The sequence below is a fragment of the Thiorhodococcus minor genome, assembly GCF_010820565.1.
GTDB classification, from domain to species: domain Bacteria; phylum Pseudomonadota; class Gammaproteobacteria; order Chromatiales; family Chromatiaceae; genus Thiorhodococcus; species Thiorhodococcus minor.
Map to the genome: position 1 here is coordinate 60,201 of NZ_JAAIJQ010000016.1, position 21,215 is coordinate 81,415.

Annotated in this window: 19 protein-coding genes and 2 pseudogenes; 11 read left to right on the plus strand and 10 right to left on the minus strand. The window is 64.7% G+C overall.

Going from position 1 to position 21,215, the window contains the following annotated elements:
• Positions 1 to 150: 150 nt before the first annotated feature.
• Both G3446_RS07545 and G3446_RS07550 read right to left on the minus strand, forming a co-directional pair.
• A complete protein-coding gene (locus G3446_RS07545; RefSeq protein ID WP_164452216.1) occupies positions 151 to 1,665 on the minus strand; it encodes a diguanylate cyclase in 1,515 nt (504 codons plus the stop codon).
• Positions 1,666 to 2,038: 373 nt separating this feature from the next.
• The gene (locus tag G3446_RS07550; RefSeq protein WP_164452217.1) at positions 2,039 to 2,638 is read right to left on the minus strand and encodes a YceI family protein; all 600 of its coding nucleotides are present in this window, start codon (positions 2,636 to 2,638) and stop codon (positions 2,039 to 2,041) included.
• 194 nt (positions 2,639 to 2,832) lie between these two features.
• Here G3446_RS07550 and G3446_RS07555 point away from each other — a divergent pair, with 194 nt between their 5' ends.
• Positions 2,833 to 3,408: a nucleoside deaminase gene (locus G3446_RS07555; protein WP_342450061.1), complete on the plus strand. Its 576-nt coding sequence runs from the start codon at positions 2,833 to 2,835 to the stop codon at positions 3,406 to 3,408.
• Positions 3,409 to 3,577: 169 nt separating this feature from the next.
• On the opposite strand, the gene G3446_RS07560 is transcribed toward G3446_RS07555, so the two are convergent.
• Entirely contained in the window at positions 3,578 to 3,967 is a 390-nt protein-coding gene (locus G3446_RS07560; RefSeq protein ID WP_164452218.1) for a hypothetical protein, read from the minus strand.
• Between the two features lie 237 nt (positions 3,968 to 4,204).
• Here G3446_RS07560 and G3446_RS07565 point away from each other — a divergent pair, with 237 nt between their 5' ends.
• The 4 genes from G3446_RS07565 (at position 4,205) to G3446_RS07580 (ending at position 7,314) form a co-directional block, all read left to right on the plus strand.
• Positions 4,205 to 4,897 (plus strand): ankyrin repeat domain-containing protein, encoded by a 693-nt coding sequence (locus G3446_RS07565; protein ID WP_245232365.1) that lies wholly within the window; start codon positions 4,205 to 4,207, stop codon positions 4,895 to 4,897.
• Positions 4,894 to 5,187: a hypothetical protein gene (locus G3446_RS07570; protein WP_164452220.1), complete on the plus strand. Its 294-nt coding sequence runs from the start codon at positions 4,894 to 4,896 to the stop codon at positions 5,185 to 5,187. Before G3446_RS07565 ends, G3446_RS07570 begins: the two co-directional genes overlap by 4 nt.
• A gap of 102 nt (positions 5,188 to 5,289) precedes the next feature.
• Positions 5,290 to 6,027 carry a UDP-2,3-diacylglucosamine diphosphatase gene (locus G3446_RS07575; protein ID WP_164452221.1) on the plus strand — a complete coding sequence of 246 codons (738 nt, stop codon included), beginning with the start codon at positions 5,290 to 5,292 and terminating at the stop codon, positions 6,025 to 6,027.
• Between the two features lie 540 nt (positions 6,028 to 6,567).
• Positions 6,568 to 7,314 (plus strand): hypothetical protein, encoded by a 747-nt coding sequence (locus G3446_RS07580; protein WP_164452222.1) that lies wholly within the window; start codon positions 6,568 to 6,570, stop codon positions 7,312 to 7,314.
• Here G3446_RS07580 and G3446_RS07585 read toward each other — a convergent pair.
• From G3446_RS07585 to G3446_RS07600, 4 genes are all read right to left on the minus strand, one after another.
• The gene (locus tag G3446_RS07585) at positions 7,311 to 7,781 is read right to left on the minus strand and encodes a rhodanese-like domain-containing protein (protein WP_164452223.1); all 471 of its coding nucleotides are present in this window, start codon (positions 7,779 to 7,781) and stop codon (positions 7,311 to 7,313) included. The genes G3446_RS07580 and G3446_RS07585 overlap by 4 nt on opposite strands.
• 167 nt (positions 7,782 to 7,948) lie before the next feature.
• Entirely contained in the window at positions 7,949 to 8,620 is a 672-nt protein-coding gene (locus G3446_RS07590; protein ID WP_164452224.1) for a response regulator, read from the minus strand.
• Positions 8,620 to 10,233 (minus strand): histidine kinase, encoded by a 1,614-nt coding sequence (locus tag G3446_RS07595; RefSeq protein WP_164452225.1) that lies wholly within the window; start codon positions 10,231 to 10,233, stop codon positions 8,620 to 8,622. Before G3446_RS07595 ends, G3446_RS07590 begins: the two co-directional genes overlap by 1 nt.
• Positions 10,234 to 10,386: 153 nt before the next feature.
• Positions 10,387 to 12,183: an ABCB family ABC transporter ATP-binding protein/permease gene (locus tag G3446_RS07600; protein ID WP_164452226.1), complete on the minus strand. Its 1,797-nt coding sequence runs from the start codon at positions 12,181 to 12,183 to the stop codon at positions 10,387 to 10,389.
• A 617-nt stretch (positions 12,184 to 12,800) separates the two neighbouring features.
• Between G3446_RS07600 and G3446_RS07605 the strand changes: the two genes are divergently transcribed.
• The 4 genes and pseudogenes from G3446_RS07605 to G3446_RS07620 all read left to right on the plus strand — a co-directional run bounded on the left by G3446_RS07605 (position 12,801) and on the right by G3446_RS07620 (position 14,846).
• Complete coding sequence (locus G3446_RS07605) at positions 12,801 to 13,187, plus strand: S24 family peptidase (RefSeq protein WP_164452227.1); 387 nt, start codon at positions 12,801 to 12,803, stop codon at positions 13,185 to 13,187.
• Positions 13,188 to 13,365: 178 nt separating this feature from the next.
• Positions 13,366 to 13,974, plus strand: coding sequence for a hypothetical protein (locus G3446_RS07610; RefSeq protein ID WP_164452228.1), 609 nt, complete (start codon positions 13,366 to 13,368; stop codon positions 13,972 to 13,974).
• 150 nt (positions 13,975 to 14,124) lie between these two features.
• Positions 14,125 to 14,556: pseudogene (locus G3446_RS28930) on the plus strand (oxygen-binding di-iron domain-containing protein).
• Entirely contained in the window at positions 14,457 to 14,846 is a 390-nt protein-coding gene (locus G3446_RS07620; protein WP_164452230.1) for an oxygen-binding di-iron domain-containing protein, read from the plus strand. The pseudogene G3446_RS28930 and the gene G3446_RS07620 overlap by 100 nt, the downstream one beginning before the upstream one ends.
• Here the strand turns inward: G3446_RS07620 and G3446_RS07625 are convergent.
• Together G3446_RS07625 and G3446_RS07630 are read right to left on the minus strand one after the other, a co-directional pair.
• Positions 14,819 to 15,619, minus strand: coding sequence for a c-type cytochrome (locus G3446_RS07625; protein WP_164452231.1), 801 nt, complete (start codon positions 15,617 to 15,619; stop codon positions 14,819 to 14,821). The two genes, G3446_RS07620 and G3446_RS07625, sit on opposite strands and share 28 nt — an antisense overlap.
• Positions 15,620 to 16,044: 425 nt before the next feature.
• Complete coding sequence (locus G3446_RS07630) at positions 16,045 to 16,515, minus strand: CBS domain-containing protein (protein ID WP_164452232.1); 471 nt, start codon at positions 16,513 to 16,515, stop codon at positions 16,045 to 16,047.
• 649 nt (positions 16,516 to 17,164) lie between these two features.
• Here G3446_RS07630 and G3446_RS07635 point away from each other — a divergent pair.
• Together G3446_RS07635 and G3446_RS07640 are read left to right on the plus strand one after the other, a co-directional pair.
• A complete protein-coding gene (locus G3446_RS07635; RefSeq protein WP_164452233.1) occupies positions 17,165 to 20,113 on the plus strand; it encodes a ribonucleoside-diphosphate reductase subunit alpha in 2,949 nt (982 codons plus the stop codon).
• A 286-nt stretch (positions 20,114 to 20,399) separates the two neighbouring features.
• Positions 20,400 to 20,600 (plus strand): annotated as a pseudogene (locus G3446_RS07640) (transposase); the annotation flags it as partial.
• Between the two features lie 65 nt (positions 20,601 to 20,665).
• On the opposite strand, the gene G3446_RS07645 reads toward G3446_RS07640, so the two are convergent.
• A partial coding sequence (locus G3446_RS07645; RefSeq protein WP_164452234.1) for an IS630 family transposase occupies positions 20,666 to 21,215 on the minus strand: 550 nt, incomplete at its 5' end.

Consider the following 21,215-nt stretch of genomic DNA (forward strand, 5'->3'; position numbering starts at 1 on the left):
TAGCGCGGCTCCGGGCGGTTTCCGAGCGTCTTCGCACGACAGGCGGGCATCGCTTGGGAGCGACGCGCCCGGCCCTATCCCTCCAGTCGCGGCGGGGTGCCGCTCCCAGGGAGCGAGCGGCCGCTCCGATCCGACGCCTCTTCTGCGAGACTAGCTGGAGGGAGGCTGCGTCGACACGACGATCCGATTGCGCCCGGAGCGCTTGGCGTCGTAGAGAGCGCGATCGGCGGCACGCACGAGATCGATCGGATCCTCGAAGCGATGCTCGCCGTCCATGTGCGCGGCAATGCCGATCGAGGTGGTGATCCGGAAGCGCCCGCCGGACTCTCCGACATGCAGCGTCTCCTCGACGGCTGTCCTGAGCCGCTCGAAGACCTTGAGCGCGGCCTCGAGTCCGTGTCCCGGCAGCAGGACGACGAATTCCTCGCCGCCATAGCGCATGATGTAATCGCGCTCACGCAGGTTCTTCTTCAAGACCCCCGCGACCTTGACCAGCACGGCATCGCCGACCACATGCCCCTGGGTGTCGTTGACCTGCTTGAAGTGATCCAGATCGATGAACCCCAGGGTCAGGGGCCAGGCGTTATCGATGGCGAGAGCGAACTCGACATCTAGGATCTGATCGAAATGGCGGCGGTTGTGCAGCCCGGTCAAGGCATCGTGGATAGCCGCCTTCTGGAGCAGGTCGGCCGCCTGCTCCATCTCGATAAAGCGCTGGTGGTGCTCGGAGGCCTGCTGGATGAGCCGCAGATTGCGCGTCGCCAGGAGCTCGCGCGCCTGATCCACCAAGCCGAACGCCATGGCCTGAGAGACGACCTCCATTTCGAAGAGTGCCGCGACCTCGGGCAGGTCGGACAGGATCTCCTCGACCAAGGACGCCATGCCGTCCGGCGCGAGTCCGAGCCAGGTGCTCGCGGATTCGGCCGCGGATTCCATGGGCTCGACCGTCCCATCGGAGAGGATGAAGTCAGCCAGCCAGCCGCCGATGGCGACCGGATAGACGAGCTGCTTCTGCTCGTCGTCGAGATCATCGACGTCCAAGCGGTGCACCGCCATCGCCGTCATGGCGAGACGCTCGGGCACTCCCCAATGCCGCATCAGCCAGGTACCGGCCTCGCCGTGATCATAGCCGAGCACGTCGCGCTCGAGACTGGCGAAACGCGCATGATCCTCGTACTGCTCGAGCAGGGGGACGTAGCGGTCCGGCACGGCCGCATGCAGGGCCAGGATCCCGAGGTCCTGCAGCAGACCGGCGAGATAGAGCTCGTCGAGCGACCCGAGCCCGGCACGCTCGCCGACACGGCGCGATGCCAGCGCGGAGACGATCGCGCGCTTCCACACGCGCTCGAGCGCGCTCTTCTGAGCCTTGGCCACGCTGAAGAGATCCGACAGCGTGAAGCTCAGCGCCATCGTCATGGTGGTGTTGAGACCAAGCAGCATCACGGCCTGATGGAGATTGGTCGTCGTCCTGCGTTTGGCATAGAGCGGGGAATTGCAGAGGCGCAGCATGCGGCTGGAGAGCGCGGGGTCCTTCGCCAGCAGCCCGGCCAGTGCCCCGATATTCACATCGGGATCTCGGCCCATCTCCAGAATCCGCACAGCGACCCCTGGCAACGAGGGGAGGCTCGGGCAGTAGCGCAGGACGTCGCTAGCCTTGGAAGTCACGGACACCCCCGCAAGACATCGGCAAGACGTCGGCCAACGCCGACGCTGGCAAGCGACGTCGAGCGGATCGCTCTGGTCGTCAGTGCATGACGCGAGCGATTCGATAGGCAGGTGCCTAGGGGTGCGCCACGCATGCGGATAGCCTTCGATGCTTGAGCCAAGTCGATTCCCGAGCCTTGGTGGACCCTCCACCTGTGCGCACCACCTTGTGGCTGCACAGATGCCGAAGACGGAATAATACCGCCTTTGGTCCGAGGATGCCCGCAGGAAGGGCCACGAATGACCGGCTAGGGAGGCGCTGGCGCGAGGTCGCCCGCCCTTTTGCGGACGAGCGTCTCCGGGACGGCGGGCGGAGCCGCCGACGCACCCTGGGTCAGTCGGCCGCGGATGGCGCGGGCACGAAGGTGCCGACGAAGGTCACAGGCACGGCATCACTGATGCTGTCTAGGCCGGCAATCTCGCGCAGCTTCTCGACGCCGTCGCTCAGACCGAATTTGGCCGCGTCCACCAACAACGGCTTGGTGGTTGCCGCCATGAGGCTCCCGTCGGCAAGCTTCGCGACCTGAATGGACAAGGTCATGGGCTGCGTCTTGCCGTGCAGCGTCAGGTTGCCCTCGGCGGCAATCTGCGCGATTCCACCCACCGGGAGGTCGGTGATCGCCTTGGGGTCGACCTTTGCGGAGAGCCTTGCCTCCTGGTAGTCGGTGGTCTTGAAGAGGATCTCCCGCATGCGCTCGTTGCGAATCGGCACCAGGGTCTCGACACTGTCGAGCATCAGCAGGACCTCGACCTGCCCACTCGCGTCGATGCCCCCCTGCATCTCGGTGAAGCTGTTGTTCTCGGCCACATCCTTGGCCTTGATCGTCACATAGGTGACGGCCGACCGGCTCGGGTCGAGCGACCAGTCGGCGAGCGTCGGCCCGGAGACCAGGGTCGCGGTTAGGGCAAGCGGTATGAGTAGGGACTTGCGCATCTCTTCCTCCTTTGCATGGATAGGGGTCATGCTCCATGACATGGCCTGAGCCCACGGAGCCTAGACTTGCTCACGGACGCGCTTCGACCGTCGCTGACGCCGAGCCGTCCGCCACATTGATCCGCGTCGACAATCTGGAACCGATTTCTTCAGAAACAAGCGCACGAGAAGTGCGCATCGGGGAGGGACGGACAGTGAGAAAGATCGAGATCATGATCCCAGAGTGGGTCGAGGGCTTCCTCGGCGAGCGTGAGACGCGGCTCGCCGAGGACGCGGCACGAATGCAGCTGGTCTTGGACCTGACCCGGGCACAGGTCCGCGCCGGAACCGGCGGCCCCTTCGGCGCAGCCCTGTTCGACGCGCGGAGCGGAGAGCTGATCTCCGTCGGCATCAATCTGGTCGTCGCCTCGCACTGCTCGATGGCCCATGCGGAGATGGTGGCGATCGCCAGCGCCCAGCAGCGGCTCGGATACTATGATCTCAGCCAGGTCGTGCCAGGCGGCTGCGTGATCTACAGCAGCGCTGAGCCCTGCGCCATGTGTCTCGGCGCCATTCCTTGGTCGGGTGTCGAGCGCTTGGTCTGCGCCGCGCGCGACACGGACGTACGCGGCATCGGCTTCGACGAAGGGCACAAGCCAGCGGACTGGCCGCAGGGATATGCCCAGCGAGGCATCGCGGTCAGCAGAGACATCTTGCGAGACGAGGCCGTTGCGGTGCTTCGGGACTATGCAGGGCAAGGCGGCGAGATCTATGGCGCGCGAAAGCAGTAACGCGGTCAGCCGCCAGCGATCGACATCCAGTTGTTGGTTTGCCGGGGTCTTGGCCGATCGAAGCCTCCACCCCTTGGGCGAGCTTTGGCGGGCAAGCGGTGACGACCAGGTGACTGATCCGAAAAAGCCGGTCGCTGGAGGCTGGCAGCGCTTTCCGGAGCAAGGGGCATCAGGGCGTCGCGGTCTTGTCCGCCGGCAGCACGATCATGCGCTCGACATCGGCAAGGCGGATCTCGCGGCCGTCCAGCGTCCTGATCTGCCGCCCCCCGACGTCGCCACGGTGAGCGCGGTAGGTGCTCACCGCCCCGGTGTTGGCGTTCACGACCTGCACCTGCACGACCTCGCGCCTCTCCAGCCAGCCGTCGAGAATGGCCAAGGCGCTGCCCCCGACCATGATGCCAATGACCACGGCCGCCGCCACACGCACCGCCCCGCGCGGCAGGAGCGGACGCGGCGCCTCTCCCGAGGCAGGCACCGCATGCTCGGAGCGCCAGCGCGCGCGCAGCACGGCATAGGCGCCCAGCAGCACCAGAAGGGTGAGCGCCAGCTTCCCGATCATGTGCGCCGCAGCCTGCCGCAAGGACGCCCGGGCCGAGGCGCGGCGCAACCCAGGTTGTCCACAATGGCGCTAACAGGAGATGGGTCGCCCATTCGCACTGGGCCGAGCATGCCGGGTTGCGGGGCTGCAAGCCACAGACTTACCATCGCCAGCCTTTGGGGAGCTCGCTGCAAATGGCTGATGTGCATGTATCGCTCACTGATCGTTAGTCGCATATTGATCGTCAATCGCTCACTGATGGCTCTCGTCATCGCGCTCGCGAGCCTTCTCGTCGGCTGCACCGAGCCCGAGCCGCCGACCTTGAGCCTGTATCTTGCCGTGCATACGGGCGACCTGGACCAGGTGAAGCGACATCTCTACTGGGAGACCGACATCAACCGAGCGGACGTCGACGGCAATTATCCGCTGCATGTCGCCGCGCACGACGGCCGCGTTAGAATCGCGCGCGCCCTGGTCGAGCACGGCGCCGCGCTCGGGGCCTCGAACGCGGCCGGCCAGACCGCGCTGCGCGTCGCCTTGGGCAACGGCAAGACCCAGGTGGCCCAGATGCTCGTCAACGAAGGTGCCCGCATCGATCCCCAAGCCATGCTCGCCGAGCTGGTCCGCGCCGGCGTCTCCGACCGCGACAGCTTCGAGCTCCTGCTGCGCCTTGGCGCGAGCCTGTCGCAAGTCGACGATGCCGGGAATACCCTGATGCACCTCGCCATCGCAAGCGGCCACCTGAAGACGGTGGCGCGCCTTATCGCACTTGGAGCAGACGTCAACCAGCCCGACGGCTCCGGCCAGCGTCCCCTGACGCTGGCCCTGGGGCGGGCGAGGCAGTCGCGCGGCGACAGCCAGGACATCGTCGCGCTGCTCGAGCGCAACGGCGCCGCAGCTCGCCCATCCGAAGCCGCATTATCACCCGAGACACAGAGGAAGCCGCAATGACGGAACGGATCGAAGATCTGACCGTGACCTACACCGAAGATGGAATCGACACCACCAAGGAGCTGGACAAGGTCATCCTGTCGAAGGGAAGCTGGACGACCATCATCTTCCGCTACCAAGACTGGGATCGCGCCAAGGGCGAATATGGCCCGGAGCGCTACACCATCCGCCGCTACCAGAAACGCAGTGGCGAGTATCGCCAGCAATCCAAGTTCAACATCTCCAGCCGATCGCAGGCGCAGGCCTTGGTCGAGGCGCTGCAGGGCTGGCTGGACGCAGGTGAGGCCTAACCGCGACCGAGGGTCGCGGCCGATCGTGACGCCGGCCAGGGCGGCGATCTGGCCAATGGCAGGCGCGGTCAGCGGACGCGCCTACCTGACCGGGGAGCGGCCATGACGCGCGATTCGAGAGAGTCCCTCTTCATCTCGGACCTCCACCTCGCACCAGAGCGCCCCGCCACCATTGCGCTCTTGTTGGGATTCCTCGGCGGACGCGCACGCGAGGCGGAGCGGCTCTTCATCCTGGGCGATCTCTTCGAGACCTGGATCGGCGACGATGACGACGCGCCCACCTATGTCGAGATCCGCGCCGCGCTCCGCGAGCTCGTCGCGGCCGGGACGCGCTGCGCGCTCATGCATGGCAACCGGGATTTCCTCATCGGCCGGGGCTTTTGCAGCGATACCGGCTGCCAGCTGCTGAAGGATCCCGCAGTGCTCCAACTCGGCCAAGAGCGCATTCTGCTGATGCACGGCGATCTGCTCTGTACCGACGACATCCCCTATCAGCGCTTCCGGCGCCGCATCCGCAATCCCCTGGTGATCTGGCTCTTCCGTCGCAAATCGCTCGCCAGCCGCCGAGCCATCGCGGCCAACTACAGACGCAAGAGCGGCGCGGCGACCTCGGAAAAGTCCCAGGTCATCATGGATGCCAACGAGGACACCGTCACCCGCTACCTGAGTCGCTATGACGCAACCCGCCTGATCCATGGCCATACGCACAGACCCGGCGATCACAGCATGGATCTCGGCGGCAAGACAGCGCATCGCCACGTGCTTGCCGAATGGCATGAGAACGCCGCCGAGGCGCTCGCCCATCGGGAGGACGCCTGGTATCGCGAGCCGATCGTCTAGATAACCCCGCCGCTCGTCTTTCCCCAGTGGCGCTATCGCCGTCAAGCACTGTATCCACCCGAGCCGTACACGAACCGCAAAAACCGAGATCAGTCTTCCTGGAAAATCCGGCCCCCGCAGCGTCACAAACTTGCGACGTCACCCCTCCACGAAAGTGCGAAACTCCTGCGTGACAGCACATTTTTCGAGACCGATCAACGGTATGATCTTTCCTACGAGTGACGAGGGCAAGCACCGCGAACGAAATGGCGGAGCACCGGAAGGAGCCTAACCACCACTGTCTCTGCGCTCGATTTTCCGGGGACTTAAGGCAAGCAATTGAGCAAGCCCCTCACAAGCTCCGCCACTGAGCCCAGCCTATCCGTCGACGAAGGCACGCGAGGTGCATAACCTACTGATAAGATCACCAGCCAGCGCCCGCCGCCCGAGTCGCTACCGACGGCTCCCCGACCGATCCGCGGGATGACTACACACATAGATGGTCCAGCTCGGTACGCTGCGACCAAAGGCGTTTGGGCAGCCAACGAATGGACGATGCGAATGAGCACCAGATTACTAGCACTGATGATCGCGATGCTGGCCTTCTCGCCCGGCTTTGCCGGCAAGGCACTCGCCCTCTCGATCACCTATCAGGACGGGGTGACCTCCGAGGCCGCTGCGATCACGGAATTCAGGACGAGAGGCGGCATGATCGCAGGTCTCGAGGTGATGGCCGTCTTCTCCGACGGGGAATCGGAAACCATGAGCTGGGTCGCCAACAGTGGGGCATCCGGTGGCGTCATAGGCTCCGGCTGGTCGTTGATTCAGTCCGGCGATACCTTTCGCTCCGCATGGACGCTCAGCATGGACGGGTCGAGCTCCGACTCGACAGATACGCCAAGCGCGATCGCCAAGCTGGTCCTCAACGCAGGACCAGGCAGCTCGGTCTTCGATATCCAGTCGCGCGGGACCGGAACGCGAGGCTCCGAGCTAGGCGGAGCGTTCGAGCTGGAAGGTGACTACGAGGGGCTATCTGTAACCTACTCGGACCGAATCACGATCAGCGGCCGCTCCCCCGTCGGGGATCTCTACAACACCTTGACGCTCGCCTTCAGTGAAGAGAATCGCTTCAGCGCCGGCCAGAGCCTCAGATTCGTCACGGACATGGACAACCTCATCACGCTTGCGAGCCGATCGGTCGAGCCCCTCGGCGACGGCGCCGCAGTGCCGATTCCAAGCGCCGTCTGGCTCTTCATCTCCAGTCTCGCAGGTCTCGCCGGCATCGGTCGCTGGCCCCGCAAGACCTAGGTCGCCCTCGGACGCATCTGCTCCGGCCTTAGGCGCGGCGTGAAGTAGACATCCGCGTCATCCAGATCGACCGACTTGCCCTCCGCATCGACCAGCGGCTGCTCGTAGTCCTTCCAGCCGCGCAGACCCGTCTTGAGCGAAACCACATTCTGGTAGCCCAAGACGTTCATCGAGTGCGCCGCCAAGACGCTCCGGTAGCCCGAGCGGCAAACCACCACCACCTCACGCTCGCGCGCCTGGACCAGCTCCGGCTCCGTCTCCTCATAGTCCCACTCGCAGGCGGATTCCAGGATGCCGCGCGGCACGTTCAATGCCCCATCGATGTGCATGGCGGCGAACTCATCGGGCTCGCGCACGTCGACGATCAGCAGCTCGGGATTCTCCTGCATCCGCTCTTCGAGGTCCCAAGGCATGATCTCGCGGATGTCGGTGAGGCAGTTCTTGATCAGCTCCAGAAAATTCTTCACGGGCGAAACATCTCCTCTGTGATTCGGCGAGGCCGTGGTATCGAATGACCGATACCGGCTTCTGCATTGCGATCGGCAAACCATAGCCCGACTCGGCAGACCGATGCATTCAGAATCCGCAGTGCGGGGCTCGGAATCACCCTAGACTGCGGCAGTGCGGATCCCCGCTAGCCCTGAGGCCCAGGATCGCGGGCCACGGCGCGCTCGCAGAGCCCACGCTCCACCGCGATCACCGCCGCCTCCACGCGCGAGTGCACCTCCAGCTTGCGGAGGATCGCCTTCACGTGCAGCTTGACGGTCCCGTCCGAGATCCCGAGCCGGCGCGCGATGGCCTTGTTGCTCTGCCCCTCGGCGAGATGGCAGAGGATCTCCTGCTCGCGCGGCGTCAGGTCCGTCGCACCATTCTGCGGCTGCGCCACCTTGGCCTCCCCCTGGACCGCCTTGGCCAGCACGATGGCCAGCTCGGGCGCGACGACCGTCTTGCCCTGCACGACGTCACCGAGCGCTGCGATCAAGGCATCCGGCTCCATGTCCTTGAGCAGATAGCCCTGGGCCCCGCCCTGCAAGGAGTCGATGACGTCACGCTCCTCGGCGCTGGTGGTCAGCATGGCGATCGGCATGGTCTGATCCGCCGCACGCAGCTCGCGCAGCAGATCCAGTCCGGAGAGCTGCGGCATGCGCATGTCTAGCAGCACCACGTCCGGGTGCGTCTCGGCCACCTTCTGCACACCTGCGGTGGCGTCGCCAACCGCGGCAACCACTTCGATCCCACGGCGCTCCAAGAGCTCCTGGAGGCCGAACCGAAAGAGCGCATGGTCGTCGATCAAAAGCACACGCATCAGGCGGCCTCCAGGGATGGGCGCGAGGGGCGCCGGTTGACCTCGAAGACCACCTCGACCCGTGTCCCCTCCCCTGGCTCGCTCTCGATGCGCAGCTCGGCACCGATGCGGCGCGCGCGCTCCTCGAGGATGGAGAGGCCGATGCGCTCGCCGGGCTGAGCGCCGTCCGGCGGCGCGCTGAATCCAACCCCGTCGTCCTCGATCAGCAGCACATGCTGGCCGCCGACCTCGCGCGTCAGCAGGACCCGCACCGTGTGGGCCTGGGCATGCTTGCGCACGTTGGCGAGCGACTCTTGGGCAATGCGCAGGAGCTGCAGCTCCTCGGTGGCGGACAGCTCGAAGGGCCGGCAGTCGTTCTGGAAGAGCACGTGCGCGCCCGTCTCCTGCCCGAGGCGCTTGGTCAGCTTCTCCAGCGCCGGAACCAAGCCGCGCCGGTCGAGTGGCGCGCGGAAGCTGCTCAGCAGCTCGCGCAGCTCGGTGTGGGCCTCGTCCAAGGCGTTGCGGATGCGGCTCAAGTCGTTGCGCGCCTCGTCCGGGATGGGGCTGTCGGCCAGTGAGTCGCCCAGCATACGGCATTGGAAGCGCAGGCTCGCGAGCGTCTGGGCGAGCGAATCGTGCAGCTCGTGGGCCAGTGCGTTGCGCTCCTCCAGGATGGAGGCCCGGTGCGCCTCGGCATCCGACCGCTGCTTGGCGATGGCGACGCCCAAGTGATGTCCGACCGTGAAGAGCAGGTCCATGATGTCCTCTCGGGCCTTCAGGCCGGGCCGGTCGACGAAGATGGTGTAGACGCCGAGCAGCTCGTCGCGATGCTCCAGGGGCACGGTCACGACCTCCATCTCGGAGCTGGCGAACATGCGCCGCCCATAGATGCGCGAGCAATAGCGGGCGTCGTTGTCGCAGAGGATGTCCCCAGGCGCCAGCACGCTGCCGCAGATACAGAGGTCCACGGGCGTCATCTCCTGCTCGCGCACCAAGCCGTCATCGAGCCCGATGGAGCCCACCAAACGCCGCGTGCCGTCCGGCATGACCAGCCGCACCGTGGCCGCGCGGCCGTTGATCATCTCCTTGAGCACCCGCAGAAAGCGCAGCAAGAGCTCTTCGACGCTCTCGGTCTGGTGGATGCCGGCCGCGACGTCGTAGAGGATCTTGAGCGAGGCGGTCTTCTGGGCCAGTCGCCGGGTCTGCCGCGCGACGCGATTGTCCATGTCCTCGTAGAGATCCGTCAGCTCCTCGTTGAGGCTGCGGATGTCCTCGGCGATATGCCCCAGGACGCCGACATCCTCGAGCGTATCGCTCGCCCCCGGCTCCCCCTGGCAGACGCGCGTCAACGACTGCTCGAGCCGCGCCAGGGGGGCCAGGAGCATCGCGCGCAGCCGAAACCAAGCGACGTAGCAGGCGACCGCACCCGCCAGCAGACTGAAAAGGCTCAAGCGGGCAAGGGTGACCTCTCCGGGCACGCTCGCGGCAATCAGCAGCACCAGGGCCAGCGACAGGAAGGCGGCGACGGACAGGAGCGGCAGCAGCAGCCTTGCGTCGCGCAGCAGGTGACGGACACGAGCGGCCTCGGACCTCAAGGTTGGATCGAGTCGCAGACGCGGATAGGACAACGTCATGTGAATTAGGGATAGGCAAGGGTCTGAAGGGGAATGCGGAACATCATAAGGCCCAGCCCCAGGTCAATCACGGGCTAGCCTTCAGAAATCGCTCGGCGCGGCCTGCGGCCAGGGCGTCGGCGACCCGTCTCGGAAGGCGCAATGGCGCACCAGCTAGGGAAGGGCTTCGACGCCCTCGCGCTTCTGCAGCTCCCACATGGCGGCATAGTGGCCGCCGGCCTCGAGCAGCGCGCGGTGGGTGCCGTGCTCGCGGATACGGCCCTTCTCCATGACCAGAATCCGATCCGCGTCCACGACCGTCGAGAGGCGGTGCGCGATCACCAGGGTGGTATGGTTCTCCGCCACCTCGGCCAGCGTCTGCTGGATGGCCTGCTCGGTGTGGCTGTCGAGCGACGAGGTCGCCTCGTCGAAGATGAGAATGCGCGGCCGCTTGAGGATGGCGCGGGCGATGGCGACGCGCTGCTTCTCGCCGCCGGAGAGCTTGAGCCCACGCTCGCCGACCAGGGTATCCCAGCGATCCGGCAGACTCTCGACGAAGGCACGGATGTGCGCCATCTCGGCGGCGCGCTCGATCTCCTCGAAGGTCGCGCCGGGCCGCCCGTAGGCCAGGTTGAAATGGATACTCTCGTTGAAGAGCACCGTGTCCTGCGGAACGATGCCGATGGCCGCGCGCAGGCTCTCCTGGGTCAGCCCGCGCAGGTCCTGTCCATCGATCAGGATGCGCCCGCCGGTGACGTCGTAGAAGCGGAAGAGCAGGCGCGACAGGGTGGACTTGCCCGCCCCGCTATGACCCACCACGGCGATCTTCTGGCCCGGCTCGATGGCGAAGTTGAGGTCGAAGAGGATCTGCCGCTCCGGCTGATAGTAGAAGTCGACGTGCTCGAATCGGATCCCGCCCTCACGCAGCCGCAGTGGCTTGGCGTCGGACGTGTCGACGATCTCCGGCTTGCGCTCCAGCAGCTTGAACACCAGATCCATGTCGGCCAGGGCGTACTTGATCTGGCGATAGACGATGCCGAGAAAGCCGAGCGGGATGAAGAGCTGCAGCATCAGGGCATTGACCAGCACCAGGTCGCCCACGCTCATGTCGCCGGAGGTCACGCCCTGCGCGGCCAGCGTCATGATCAGCGTGACCCCCACGGCGATGATGGCGCCTTGCCCGAAGTTCAGCAGCGACATGGACGTCTGACTCGCCACCGCCATCTGCTCCCACTCGGAGAGGGTGTCGTCGTAGCGCTTGAGCTCCATCCGCTCGTTGCCGAAGTACTTGACCGTCTCATAGTTCAGCAGGCTGTCGAAGGCCTGGGTATTGGCCTCCGAATCCAGTCGGTTCATGCGGTGCCGATATTCCATGCGCCACTCGGTAATGGCGAAGGTGAAGGCGAAATAGACGGCGACGGTCCCGAAGGTGACCAAGGCGAAGGCCGGCGCATAGCGGCCAATCATGATGGCGGCGACCAGCGAGAACTCGACCGCAACCGGCAGCATGCTGAACACCAGGTAGTTCATGATGGTCGAGACCGAGCGCGTCCCGCGCTCCAGGTCGCGGCTGATGGCGCCGCTCTGACGCTCCAGGTGATAGCGCAGCGAGAGCTTGTGGAGATGCTCCAGCACGCGCGTGGACAGGCGCCGCATCGCCCGGTAGCGCACCCGCGCGAAGACCACGTCGCGCAGCTCGTTGAAGAATGACGAGCTGAGCTTCAGCGCGCCATAGGCCAGCAGCAGGCTCAGCGGCAGCACCAGCACTTGCCGGTCCGCACCGTCGAAGGCATCGACGATGTCCTTGAGCACGAGGGGCACGCCCACGTTAGCAATCTTGGCGCAGATGAGGCAGCCCAGCGCCAAGGCGGCACGCCCGCGAAACTCCCAGAGGAACGGCAGCATGCCGCGCAGATTGTGCCAATCGCGGCGGTTCCCATGGACCCGCTCGGTCGCAAAGATTCGATTCATCTGGCCTTGTGTCTTCATGCCCTACTACAGCTCAAACCCCTGCTCGCGCTCAATGCCCCACTGCCGCCCGATCGGGTCTCGATCATCGTTTCCGCCAGTCGCCTCCTGTAGGGTGGACAAGCGCAGCGCAGTCCACCAATGCCGGCGCGGGATTCGGTGGACTTCACTCGCGAGACTGTGAAGAAATTCTGCGTAGGTTGGGCTGAGGTACGAAGCCCAACATGGCGGCTAGCCTAACGCCGTGATTGTTGGGCCTCCTGCGTCGGCCCAACCTACAGCAATCTGCGATCTTCGCGGTGCGCTTGGATGACTCTCACAGTCTCTCGCGCTCGTCCACCCTGGCCTCAATCCCCCGCTCGCGCTCAATGCCCCACTGCCGACCAGTCACTCCGACGACTGGCGCCTGCTCTAGGCGCCGAGAACGACGTTTCATCATCGCAGATCCGCGCCCGCCGGGCACGGACAATGGAAACGCCCTCGCTGCAAGCCCCCTTGGCCAACGACCCGGCGGGTGCGATCATCTTGAGCTTTTGCCGCACTGCCCCGACCCCTGGACAGTCCGAGGCAGTGGCGGCATTCGACGCGAGCCAGGACAACTGAGCCAGCGAGGACACATCATGAGCAAATTCGAGCTGGAAGGCTCAGGCTGCAGCCTCCACGAGCCCTATGCCCTGCAGGTGCTCGGCAACGAGATGGAGCCGGAGTTTCCCGACCGCTGCGTCGTCATCATCGAGCCGACGGACCATTGCCCGAGCCACGGCTTCGTCTTCGCCGAGGTCGAGGGCGTGCGCTGGTTCCGGCAATACGTGAGGGACGAGACCGGCAGGGAGCGTCTGGTGGCGCTCAACGCACTCTATCCGGACATCGAGCTGAACGGCCTGGAGTGGTCCGTCCTCGGCGTCATCATCCAGCGCAACATCCGACGCCAGGTAAAGCACTATGATTACGCTGACCAGCCCAGTTCCGGCACAGCGGCCCAAATCACCGACCTGACAAGCCAGTAACGCCTGGAAGCCGCCAGGAGCCGGCGAGAAAGATTGACCGACCAAGCACTTCGCGACAGCGGCTCTAGCCTTCGACGCAAGGGAGCAGGAGCATTGGATCGTCAAGCGGAGAGAGGCTGTCTCCAGCTCAGCCGCGACCCGCGCAACGCCTCGGGCGCGGCAAACAGAGTCCTCGACCATGAACATCGACCTCCTCTACAGCGCCGTCGATCTGGTGCGCGCCAGCGGACATCAGAGCAATGCCCGCGAAGCGGCCTTCCTGCGGACCTATCCCATCCTGCTCGCCACCGCGCGCCTGCCGAGCGACGGCGCCGTCGAGACCCTGCTGCGCACCGCGAGCCTGGTCTACGCCTGGATGCCGGGGCACCTGCACTTGGACATGAGCCAGTTGGACAAAGCGGCGACGGCGCTCGCCATGGCGAGCGGCGAGGCACCCCTGATCGCCGCCGAGGTCATCGAGCCGATCGCCGGCTGCCTCGGCTCCCTGATCGGCGCCGCTAAGGTGCTGCACCTCGCCAATCCCGCCGTCTTTCCGCTTTGGGACGCGCGCGTCGAGCGCTTCCGCCTGCGGGATCAGCCCTCCAGCTACCACATGAGCCAGACGCGTAACTACCTCACCTTCATCCAGGAGGTCCAGGAAGTGGCCGCGCATCCGCTGTTCCTCACCTTTCACCATGAATACTGCACCGCCTACCAAGCGCGGCTGCAGCGGCTCCACATCCCGGCCTACCCGCTCACGGAGACACGCGTGATCGAGTCCGCGGCGGCCGAGCTCGCTGGCCAGTAGCACAGCACATGGGAGAGGCCGGCCGCTGCTTCGTGCGGCATCCGGCCCAAGAGGGGCTGGTGCCGCGCAGACACCAGCCGCCGCTCTGCGAGGCTCGCAGGCACGCCGCCATCATCGCCATCGGCGGCGCGGCTCTGGGGACGAGCATCCATGTCGCAATTCGACACCCAGCTCTCGCATCTGCGAGACGCCGACACAGCGCACAGCGTCGAGATCGCGCCGCGCACCTGGTGGGACGGACAGCTGCTGGAGGACGACGTCTTCCAGTGTCACGTCTACCTCATCGAGTCGGGCAATCAGTCCGTCTTGATCGCCCCCGGCTCCCTGCCGACCTTCACCCGCACACGCGAGAAGATCGAGGAGGTCGTCCCCTTCTCCGCCATCCGCTACATCCTCTGACAGCATCAGGATCCCGACATCGCCGCCTGCCTCCCGACGCTCGAGGGGCTCATCGAGCGGCCGGACGCCGTCGTGGTCACCCATTGGCGCACCCAGACGCTACTCAGGCACGAAGGCATCCGCATCCCCCTCTGGCTGGTGGACAAAACGCCTGGCGTCTCGGACGCGAGGGCCGCGAGCTGAGGTTCAACGCCACGCCCGATGCCCACTTCCCCGGCGCCATCCGCACCCTGGACACCAGCACCTGCATGCTCTTCTCCAGCGCTCTCTTCGGCGGTTTCACCGAGCAGCCGCGGCTCTTGGCCCAGGACGAGTGCTACTTCGAGTCGATCCGCTCCTTCCACGAGCACGAGATGCCGAGTCCGGACATCCTGGACTTCGCCTTGAGCAAAATGGCCAAGCAAAGCGGACGCAACTGCTGCCGGCGCGCCGAGCCCGCACCGCCTCAGCCCCCAGCGTCCGGAGCCGAGTAGCCGCCGGCCGGCGGCGGAATCGGTGGCCCAGGCGGCAGCGGAGGCAGCCCCATGGGCTCGCGCACATAGGCGGGGAAATCGGGATTCTGCCAACCCTCGGCGGCCAGCTTGTCCGCTGGCGGACGCAGGCGCGATCCATAATCGAGCACCGCGATCAGCTCGCGCCGCGCGTATTGCGCGACATGCTCGGTCATTTCCGCATCGGCATTGTTGCGCCGCCCGGTACGCATCGCATCGAACTGGCGCATCAGGTAGGGAAAGTGCTGCCCCGCGATCGCCGGAACCACCTTCTCCGCGTCTCCCTCGCCCGCGGCGCCGTGACAGCCGGCGCACTTGTCCGCGTAGACCTGACGGCCCAGCTCCAGGTCCATCCCCGGCCCCACGCCATTGCGCGGCGACATCGGCAGCTGCGCGACATAGGCGGAGACATCCGCGATCTGCTGGGGACCACCCAGGATGCGCCGTCCGGAGAAGGGCAGCATCAGCGGGTTGTCCCGCCTGTGCGCGCGGATATCGGCAAGCTGTTTGACGATCACGGGCCGGAGCTGCCCGGCGATTTGCGGGTAGGTGCCATCGACCGTACCCCAGCCCTCGGGGCGGTGGCAGACGGCGCAGGTCAAATAGATCTGCCGACCGTTGTCGAGATCCGGAGTCAGGGACATGGCCTCCGCATACTCGGCGGTAGCCGCCTCCTCGTCGGCGGCGAAGACGGGCATTGCTGGGGCTTGCAGCAGTGCGAGGCAGGCAAAGGCCAGGGCGAGCAGTCGAAACATCACAACCTCCGACTTGGGATCGGGTCGAACGCAGACGTGGACCCTCAGGGGCTGAATCAGGGCGTCACGCAACATGGCGCAAGCGGGCTTGGCGATCGCAACGCCCCACATGGGACGGGCGGCAGCGACGAGCGCTGGCGATTGGCAGGGTATTGCTTCGAACGGGCATCGGCTATCCGGCCTCACCCGGATACGGACAACCAGGCACTCGCATCCCACGGCAGATCACCCTGAGCCGGGAGCTCAATGGGCCGGGAGATCAATAAGCCGCGAGATCAATGAGCTGGAATCTCATCGTCGATGCCGACGACAGCAGCACTGGGAGCGTCGGCCTCAAGGCCGACACCTGCTGACCTGGACATCGAGGCTCCCAGCGCCGCCCAGTCACGCAACCTGATCGAGCCAGGACATCATGAAGTCGGGTGCTAGTCGCGCACGGCCTTCAGGGATCCCGTCAGGTTGGCGTGAAAAATGGCCTTGTGGACGTCGCCGAGACTCAACACCCCAATCAACTTCCCATCCTCCGCAACCGGCATGCGTCTGAAGTTGTGCTTGACCATGATGGTCGCGGCCCGCAGCAGATGCATGTCCGGATCGACCGAGACCGGCTTCTTGGTCATGAGCTCCTCGGCCGTCAGGTCCAGAACCTCGCCGTAGCGCGCCATCTCCTTGTCGAGATCGACCGAGTGCATGCCCTCGGACATGAGGTCCTCAAGCTTGGGGAAGAGGCAGTGGAGCACATCCTTTTCGGCAATGACGCCCAGCAAATGGTCCTCATCGTCCACCACCGGCAGGCCATGGAACCGATAGAGACACATCAGGGAAGCCACCTCGACGATCTTGGTGTCCGGCTTGATCGAGCGTACCGAACGACTCATCGCATCGCGAACTTTCATCCAGCAAATCCTCCAGTTCGTTTGTACTTCTTATCGCTTGATCCAAGGTCGCCGCTGAACGGACAGGAGCTGTCCCAGCACCGCCTTCGGTCTTAGCGCCACTTTCGGTCTCAATCACTTGCGGTCTCCGCACCGGCCGGGACTCGTCGCGAGATACCAGACGGGCTTCGTCGGATTATAGACGCGGACTCGCCCCGGTCCGCAATCACTCATACGCCGATCGTGTGCGCGAATGCAATCCGCATCAACCCGTGTCCGACCGCCGCCCGCTCCCGGCGAAGAAGGCGACCCAGCAGGCAGGGAGGTCCGAGCCCAGCTCCTGGCGCAAGCTTCACTGACACCATCTCGGCAGACGGACGAGCGCCAACGGCCCGATACCTCCGCGCACCCTAGGCGACGAGCACGACCAGAGTTGCCCACAGCGCCAGCGCGCCCACCCCCGCGAGAATCGCCGAGCCAGGCGCCCTTGGCCATGGCTCCCCCAAGAGTTATCCACAAATCACCCACAGCCGACGCACAGGGAGCAAACAGGGCTTTGCACAATATATTGTGGTTGACTACGAAAGGCGGACGTATATATTGACATCGGTCGCCAGCACCCGCGCGAATATTCACAACGTCCACACAGCGCCGTTCGTCAGGAGGAGCCATGTCCGCCAACAGCCAGCCCAGTCCCCAGCCGACCCAGCACAAGGACGCCATCGCCGAGCCGGCCAGCCCCGCCGCGAGCGACGTCGGCATCGAAACCGCAGCCTATGTGCCCGGCAAGGTCCAGGTCATCCGACGCAACGGCAAGGTCACGCATTTCGACCCCAACAAGATCATGGTCGCCATGACCAAGGCCTTCCTGGCCGTCGAGGGCGGCTCCGCGGCCGCCTCCAGCCGCATCCACGATCGTGTACGCGAGCTGACCGAGCAGGTGGTTTCAGCGCTGACCCGACGCCTGCCCGGCGGCGGCACCGTGCACATCGAAGACATCCAGGACCAGGTCGAGCTGGCGCTCATGCGCGCCGGCGAGCACAAGGTGGCGCGCGACTACGTCCTCTATCGCGACTCGCGCGCCCGCGAGCGCGCAGAGAAGAGCGCCGCCAGCGCCGAGCTGACGGAAGGCCCGAGCATCAAGGTCACCCTGGCCGACGGCAGCACCCGCCCCCTCGACATCGAGCGCATGGCCCGCCTGGTCGACGAGGCCTGCCGCGACCTAGACGCCGTCGACGCCCAGGCCATCCTGAGCGAGACCCTGCGCAACCTCTTCGACGGCGTACGCGAGACCGACGCCCGCCAGGCGCTGGTCATGTCCGCCCGCACCCTCATCGAGCACGACCCCCAATACAGCCAGGTCGCCGCCCGCCTGCTGCTCGACATCCTGCGCCGCGAGGCGCTGGGCTTCCTCGACATGGCCAGCGGCGTGGAGACCCAGGCCGACCTCGCCGAGCGCTACGGCGACTACTTCGCCGCCTACATCAAGCGCGCCGGCGACCTGGAGCACCTCGACCGCCAGCTCGGCCGCTTCGACCTCGAGCGCCTCGGCGCCGCCATCCGCCCGGAGCGCGACCTGCAGTTCAACTATCTGGGCCTGCAGACCCTCTACGACCGCTACTTCATCCACACCACGGACGGCATCCGCTTCGAGCTGCCCCAGGCCTTCTTCATGCGCGTCGCCATGGGCCTGGCCATCAACGAGATCGACCGCGAAGCGCGCGCCATCGAGTTCTACGAGCTGCTTTCCAGCTTCGCCTTCATGAGCTCCACGCCAACCCTGTTCAACTCGGGCTCGCTGCGCCCGCAGCTCAGCTCCTGCTACCTGACCACGGTCCCAGACGACCTCGAAGGCATCTACGGCGCCATCAAGGACAACGCCCTGCTCTCCAAATTCGCCGGCGGCCTCGGCAACGACTGGACCCGCGTGCGCGGCATGGGCGCGCACATCAAGGGGACCAACGGCAAGAGCCAGGGCGTGGTGCCCTTCCTGAAGGTGGCGAATGACACAGCGGTAGCTGTGAACCAAGGAGGAAAGAGGAAAGGAGCCGTCTGCGCCTACCTCGAAACCTGGCACATCGACATCGAGGAGTTCCTGGACCTGCGCAAGAACACCGGCGACGACCGCCGGCGCACGCACGACATGAACACCGCCAACTGGGTGCCGGACCTCTTCATGAAGCGCGTCGCCGAGGAGGGGCACTGGACCCTCTTCTCGCCGGACGAGACGCCGGACCTGCACGACCTCATGGGCCAACCCTTCGAGCAGGCCTATCTAGCCTATGAAGAGCGCGCCGAGCGCGGCGAGATGAAAGTCAGCAAGCGCGTCCAGGCCGTCGACCTCTGGCGCAAGATCCTCGCCATGCTGTTCGAGACCGGCCATCCCTGGATCGCCTTCAAGGACCCCTGCAACCTGCGCTACACCAACCAGCACATCGGCGTGGTGCACAGCTCCAATCTCTGCACCGAGATCACCCTGCACACCAACGATCAGGAGATCGCCGTCTGCAACCTGGGCTCCGTCAACCTCGCCGCCCATGTCACCGAGAAGGGCCTGGACACCGAGCGCCTGCAGAAGACGGTGCGCACCGCCATGCGCATGCTCGACAACGTCATCGACTACAACTTCTACAACGTGCCCCAGGCGCGCAGCTCCAACCTGCGTCACCGCCCGGTCGGGCTCGGCATCATGGGCTTCCAGGATGCGCTCTATAAGGTCCGCATCCCCTACTCCAGCCTAGAGGCCGTGCAGTTCGCGGACCTCAGCATGGAGCACCTCAGCTACTACGCCATCCAGGCCAGCTCGGAGCTGGCGGCCGAGCGCGGACGCTACCCGAGCTTCGACGGCTCGCTCTGGAGCCAGGGCATCCTGCCCATCGACAGCATCAAGCTGCTGGAGGAAGGCCGCGGTGGCTACCTGCAGATGGACACCAGCACCAGCCTCGACTGGAACGGACTGCGCGAGCGGGTGAAGACGGTTGGCATGCGCAACTCCAACTGCATGGCCATCGCCCCCACGGCCACCATCAGCAACATCGTCGGCGTCAGCCAGTCGATCGAGCCGACCTACCAAAACCTCTTCGTCAAATCCAACCTCTCGGGCGAGTTCACCGTCGTCAACCCCTACCTGGTCGCCGACCTCAAGGCGCAGGGACTCTGGGACTCCGTCATGGTCAACGACCTCAAGTACTACGACGGCTCCGTCCAGCAGATCGACCGCATCCCCGACGAGATCAAGCAGCTCTACGCCACCGCCTTCGAAGTCGACGCCCGCTGGCTCATCGAAGCCGGCAGCCGCCGCCAGAAATGGCTCGACCAGGCGCAGAGTTTGAATCTCTATATGCAGGAGCCCAGCGGCAAGAAGCTCGACAATCTCTATAAGCTGGCTTGGGTTAGAGGCTTGAAGACGACCTATTACCTAAGGTCCATGGGCGCGACCCATGTGGAGAAGTCGACCATGGCGGATTCCGGCCGAGCCAATCAATTGAGTGCGGTTGGTGGGAGCTATATCGCGATGGATAAGGACAAGGCGAATGGGAAGGGGAATGGGAAGGGGAATGGGGCGGCGGCGCCGAGTGCTTGCTCGATCTTGGATCCGGAGTGTGAGGCTTGTCAGTAATACACTCACTTAGGACGAGCGTGTAGCTAGTGGTCCCGTATGAAAGTCCTGATACCGTTTCGTAGCGATGACGGGCATCCTACTCATCTGACTTGAGTTTCGCAGTTGAGCGGTTGACACGATGCCACGTGGTACCCCGATTCCCATTTCTCTGACTGAGGACCGTAGGTTGGGGTGAGTTTGCGAACCCCAACGAACCCCGCGCCGACGTCTGTTGGGGTTCGTACCTCACCCCAACCTACGATATCGGCCATGTCGTCGCGGATGACACGGAGGCTGTTGGAGCATGCGATATCGGCGCGCTTTGCTGGAAGGGGCGACGTACTTCTTCACGGTGAATCTGGCCGACCGCTCGAGTCGGTTGCTGGTGGAGCGGATCGACGATTTGCGCGACGTGGTACGTGAGGTTCGCCGTCGGCACCCATTTGAGATCGAGGCTTGGGTCGTGCTGCCGGATCATTTGCACGCCATCTGGCGACTTCCGGAGGACCGTAGGTTGGGGTGAGGACCGTAGGTTGGGGTGAGCTTGCGAACCCCAACCTACGATATACTTCATATAGGCACAAGATCACATTTCTTGAATGCCTGAAAATTCAACGTGAGCAATGAATCGAGTTCTTTCTTGTGAGTTGTGTGTGTCTGGTTAAGACAGTCGGTAATCGCGTTTTGAAAGTCAGGGAAATTGTCATAGTATTTCGAGTACAAGACCTTTTTCTTAACGAATTTCCAAAGCCTCTCGATCAGATTTAAATTCGGTGAATAGGCCGGGAGATAAAGCAGCTCGATATTGAGCTGCAAAGCCAGCGCCGTAACGATGTTGCACTTCTGATAACGGGCGTTGTCCAACACCAGCGTGATCGGCACACCGAGATTCAGCTCTGCGATACGTCGCAACAGGTCGCAGACGGTGTCCGCCGTGATATAAGTGTCGTTTGTGACCATCACCAACTCGTGCGTAATCGCATTCAACGCACCCAGCACGTTGAAGCGTTTGCGCCCGGCGGAGGCCTTTACAAAAAGCCGGGAAAACGACCAGAGAATGCCGAGAAAGGCACCCAAGACAAAGTGAGCAGCATCGACAAAAAAATAGCGCGCTTGCCCT

Coding starts and splice junctions, on each gene's coding strand:
- G3446_RS07610 (WP_164452228.1), top strand. CDS start 13,366: ATGAACATCGACCTCCTCTACAGCGCCGTCGATCTGGTGCGCGCCAGC.
- G3446_RS07595 (WP_164452225.1), bottom strand. CDS start 10,233: ATGACGTTGTCCTATCCGCGTCTGCGACTCGATCCAACCTTGAGGTCC.
- G3446_RS07580 (WP_164452222.1), top strand. CDS start 6,568: ATGAGCACCAGATTACTAGCACTGATGATCGCGATGCTGGCCTTCTCG.
- G3446_RS07565 (WP_245232365.1), top strand. CDS start 4,205: ATGGCTCTCGTCATCGCGCTCGCGAGCCTTCTCGTCGGCTGCACCGAG.
- G3446_RS07560 (WP_164452218.1), bottom strand. CDS start 3,967: ATGATCGGGAAGCTGGCGCTCACCCTTCTGGTGCTGCTGGGCGCCTAT.
- G3446_RS07590 (WP_164452224.1), bottom strand. CDS start 8,620: ATGCGTGTGCTTTTGATCGACGACCATGCGCTCTTTCGGTTCGGCCTC.
- G3446_RS07575 (WP_164452221.1), top strand. CDS start 5,290: ATGACGCGCGATTCGAGAGAGTCCCTCTTCATCTCGGACCTCCACCTC.
- G3446_RS07630 (WP_164452232.1), bottom strand. CDS start 16,515: ATGAAAGTTCGCGATGCGATGAGTCGTTCGGTACGCTCGATCAAGCCG.
- G3446_RS07605 (WP_164452227.1), top strand. CDS start 12,801: ATGAGCAAATTCGAGCTGGAAGGCTCAGGCTGCAGCCTCCACGAGCCC.
- G3446_RS07570 (WP_164452220.1), top strand. CDS start 4,894: ATGACGGAACGGATCGAAGATCTGACCGTGACCTACACCGAAGATGGA.
- G3446_RS07550 (WP_164452217.1), bottom strand. CDS start 2,638: ATGCGCAAGTCCCTACTCATACCGCTTGCCCTAACCGCGACCCTGGTC.
- G3446_RS07600 (WP_164452226.1), bottom strand. CDS start 12,183: ATGAATCGAATCTTTGCGACCGAGCGGGTCCATGGGAACCGCCGCGAT.
- G3446_RS07635 (WP_164452233.1), top strand. CDS start 17,165: ATGTCCGCCAACAGCCAGCCCAGTCCCCAGCCGACCCAGCACAAGGAC.
- G3446_RS07625 (WP_164452231.1), bottom strand. CDS start 15,619: ATGTTTCGACTGCTCGCCCTGGCCTTTGCCTGCCTCGCACTGCTGCAA.